At 56.2% G+C, this 390-nt stretch carries 1 protein-coding gene; it reads left to right on the forward strand.

Annotated elements, in window-relative coordinates:
• On the forward strand, positions 1–390 hold a 390-nt coding region (locus HFD99_RS25015; RefSeq protein WP_238797317.1), incomplete at both ends, for an AMP-binding protein.

Genomic DNA, 390 nt, shown 5'->3' on the forward strand with positions numbered 1-390 from the left:
TGAAGGCGTAAGCTTGAAATCAGATTCGCCACCTGACCGCGAAGCAGCATCCGAGCCAGCAACAGGGCTGCGTCTGCACACCGTACTAGCATTAGACGATGAGTCGCTGTATACCGGAGATGTCACAGACGTCGATCACATCAACGAGCCGCAGGATCTGGCGTATGTGATCTATACGTCCGGGACAACGGGACGTCCGAAGGGCGTCATGATCGAGCATCGCAGCTTGGTCAATACGGCTGCGGCGTATCGCCGGGATTACCGTCTGAACCAGTTCCCGGTACGACTGCTGCAACTGGCCAGCTTCTCCTTTGACGTGTTCGTCGGCGATATTGCACGGACGCTTTATAACGGCGGCACGATGGTCATCTGTCCGAAAGAGGATCGGAT

Source organism: Paenibacillus sp. EKM301P, assembly GCF_011800295.1.
Lineage (GTDB): Bacteria > Bacillota > Bacilli > Paenibacillales > Paenibacillaceae > Paenibacillus > Paenibacillus polymyxa.